This is a genomic window from Propioniciclava sp., assembly GCF_036744435.1.
In the GTDB taxonomy this organism is placed as follows: Bacteria; Actinomycetota; Actinomycetes; order Propionibacteriales; family Propionibacteriaceae; genus Propioniciclava.
Genome location: NZ_DAIOIA010000192.1, coordinates 1 through 3110 on the forward strand (window position 1 = coordinate 1; position 3110 = coordinate 3110).

The 3110-nt window shown below is 67.5% G+C and carries 4 protein-coding genes; 2 read left to right on the plus strand and 2 right to left on the minus strand.

Translation table 11 applies throughout. The features are described 5' to 3' along the window. Positions 1 to 71: 71 nt before the first annotated feature. Complete coding sequence (locus V7E09_RS14965) at positions 72 to 1694, minus strand: solute symporter family protein (protein ID WP_324510537.1); 1623 nt, start codon at positions 1692 to 1694, stop codon at positions 72 to 74. Beyond that, a complete protein-coding gene (locus V7E09_RS14970; RefSeq protein WP_324510538.1) occupies positions 1691 to 2128 on the minus strand; it encodes a DUF485 domain-containing protein in 438 nt (145 codons plus the stop codon). Before V7E09_RS14970 ends, V7E09_RS14965 begins: the two co-directional genes overlap by 4 nt. A gap of 301 nt (positions 2129 to 2429) precedes the next feature. Between V7E09_RS14970 and V7E09_RS14975 the strand changes: the two genes are divergently transcribed. Together V7E09_RS14975 and V7E09_RS14980 are read left to right on the plus strand one after the other, a co-directional pair. After that, positions 2430 to 2684, plus strand: a complete 255-nt coding sequence (locus V7E09_RS14975; protein ID WP_324510544.1) for a YlxR family protein — start codon at positions 2430 to 2432, stop codon at positions 2682 to 2684. 136 nt (positions 2685 to 2820) lie between these two features. Continuing rightward, a partial coding sequence (locus V7E09_RS14980; RefSeq protein WP_324523653.1) for a translation initiation factor IF-2 N-terminal domain-containing protein occupies positions 2821 to 3110 on the plus strand: 290 nt, incomplete at its 3' end.

The window sequence follows — 3110 nt, forward strand, 5'->3', positions numbered from 1 at the left end:
CGCCGAGTAGTCAGCAGCACACGCGTGACGCGGCCGGTCCCTGAGGGGCCGGCCGTGTCACGCGTCCGAACTCAGTGGGCGATCGCCTCGCCCGCGCCCGCGCCGGTCATGGAGCGGACCTCCATCTCGGTGGCCATCTCCTCGTCGCCGCGCACCGGCGACGTGATCGTGCCGAGCCATCCGGCCAGGAAGGCCAGCGGCACCGACACCAGGGCGGGGTTGGTCAGCGGGAACCAGGCGAAGTTGACCGCCTCACCCAGCATCGCCGTCTTCGATCCGGAGATCGCGGGGGAGAAGACGATCAGAACGACGGAGCTGATCAGGCCCGTGTAGATCGACCACACCGAGCCGCGCGTGGTGAACCGCTTCCAGTACATCGTGTACAGGATGGACGGCAGGTTGGCCGAGGCAGCGACGGCGAACGCCAGCGAGATCAGGAACGCGATGTTCTGCCCGTTGGCGACGATGCCGCCCAGAATCGCCAGGACGCCGATGACCACCGAGGTGATGCGGGCAACCTTGACCTCCTGCTCGGGATCGGCCTTGCCGTCCTTGATGATGGAGTTGTAGACGTCGTGGGCGAAGGACGCCGACGCGGTGATCGTCAGCCCCGCCACGACGGCCAGGATGGTCGCGAACGCCACCCCGGAGATGACGCCCATGAAGATCTCTCCGCCGAGCACCAGCGCGAGCAGCGGAGCGGCGGCGTTGGCCCCGCCGGGCGCGGCCACGATGGCCTGCTGACCGACGAGCTTCGCCGCCCCCATGCCAAGGACCAGGGTGATCAGGAAGAAGGCGCCGACCAGACCGATCGCCCAGGCGGCCGAGCGGCGCGCCTCCTTCGCGGTCGGCACGGTGTAGAACCGCATGAGCACGTGCGGCAGTCCGGAGGGGCCCGCCACGAGCGCGATCGACAACGACAGGAACGACAGCTTGGTGAAGTCGGTCGCGCCGTACTGCTGCATCGGCACCAGCAGGTCGCGGCCGTTTCCGGTGGCCGGATCGAGGGCCGCTGCCTGAGCCGAGGACAGCAGGGTGGACAGGTTGAAGCCGCTACCCATGAGGACCAGGAAGGCCATGATCGCGGCGCCGCCGACGAGCAGCACAGCCTTGATCATCTGCACCCAGGTCGTGCCCTTCATGCCGCCGATCAGCACGTAGACCACCATCAAGACGCCCACCAGGGCGATGACGACCGACTGCATGGTGCGATCCGAGACGCCCAGCAGGAGCGCCACCAGACCACCCGCTCCCGCCATCTGGGCGAGGAGGTAGAGGAACGAGATCGCGAGCGTCGACGTCGCTGCGGCGGTGCGCACCGGCTTTTGCTCCATGCGGAAGCTCAGCACGTCGGCCATCGTGTAGTGACCCGTGTTGCGGAGCGGTTCGGCCACCAGATAGAGCGCCACGATCCAGGCGACGAAGAAGCCGACGGAGTAGAGCAGGCCGTCGTAGCCGTAGAGGGCGATGGCACCGGTCACGCCGAGGAAGGCTGCCGCGGAGAGGTAGTCGCCGGTGATCGCCAGGCCGTTCTGCCGTCCCGAGAAGGCGGCGCCGCCGGTGTAGAAGTCCGAGGCCTTCGACTTCTGCCGGGTGACGGCGATGACGATGCCGAGCGTCCCGGCGACGAAGAAGCCGAAGACGAGGATGTTGATGAGCGGATTGCCGTACTGGGTGGTCTCCAAGAGGGTCATGCGCCCGCTCCCGTCTCAAGCTTGGCCTTCAGCGCCGACGAGATCGGGTCGAGCTTCTTGGCGGCGTAGTTCATGTAGAGCACCGTCCACAGGTAGGTGACGGCGAACTGGGCCAGGCCGAGTGTCATGCCGACGTTGACGGCGCCCAGCAGGGGTGTCGCCATCGCTGCCGGCGCGTAGATCGACAGCAGGACGTAGATGAAGTATGAGACCAGCCCGGCGATCGTCATGGGGAACGCGAAGCGGCGGAACCTCGACCGAAGCGTGCGGTACTCCGGGGAAGCCGCCACGGCGATGAATGCGCTCTGGCTAGGCGATACGTGCGGCTTCTCGGTGTGAACCAGTTCCGGCAGGGGCCAATGGTCCTCAGGGAGGTGGAACTCGCTGTCGTCGTTCCACGGTTCCTGGGGGGTTTGTTCAGGTGTTGGCGTCATGGCGGTCGCTCCTCACGCGGCCGAGGGCCCACTATCGGCCCGTTGGACATGATTGCCGTCCATCGGGTCCTGACACGGAGATGAAAGAAGTGGCACGGGAGACGATCTCAACGCTGACATCGACGACGCGGGCCGGTGGATCCGTGAGGCACCGGTGAACGCGGTTAGTCAACACTGCGAGGGGGGCTTGTGCAACACCGCACGCCCGCCGCTGGCCCGCGTCCCTCGTCCACCTGCTTGCCGCGATGACCGCGCGACGGCGGTGCGGACGTAATCTGGTCCGGTGCCGATCAGGACCTGTGTGGGATGCCGAGCCGCCGACGATCAGTCCGCGATGCTGCGGCTCGCGCGTTCACCGATTGGGGTGGTCGTCAGCCGAACGGCCCCCGGCAGGGGAGCGTGGTTGCACCCCGGCTGCGGTGCTCAGGCGCTGCGGCGGCGGGCCGTTCCGCGGGCCCTGCGAGTGGCTTCCGGTGACCTGGACGGGCTCGTCGAGGCGGTGGCGTTGGTGGACGCGGACGGGTCGGCTTGGGAAAAACAGGGGCCGACGCACTAGACTGGTAAAGCGCTTCGCGCGCTGTGCGCGAACACAACCCAGAAGGTGGGCTAACGCTCATGACCACTCGATGAGTACCCAACAATGAGCAACAACGTCTAACCGGCCTGCGCTTCCGCGGGCCTGAAGGAGAGTAGTGGCCAAGGTCCGCGTCTACGAACTCGCGAAAGAGTTCGGACTCGAAAGCAAAGAGGTTCTGACGGTCCTCAAGGACATGGGCGAGTTCGTCCGGTCCGCATCGTCAACGATTGAGCCGCCCGTGGTGCGGCGTCTCACCGAGAAACTGAAGGGCGGCTCCGCCGAGAGCCGGCCCACGCCCACGCCGTCGGCCCCGAAGGCCGCTCCCGCGCGGCCCGCGCCGCGTCCCGCGGCTCCTGCCCCGGTTCCAGCTGCCCCGACCGCGGCGGCACCGACTCCGGCCCCGGC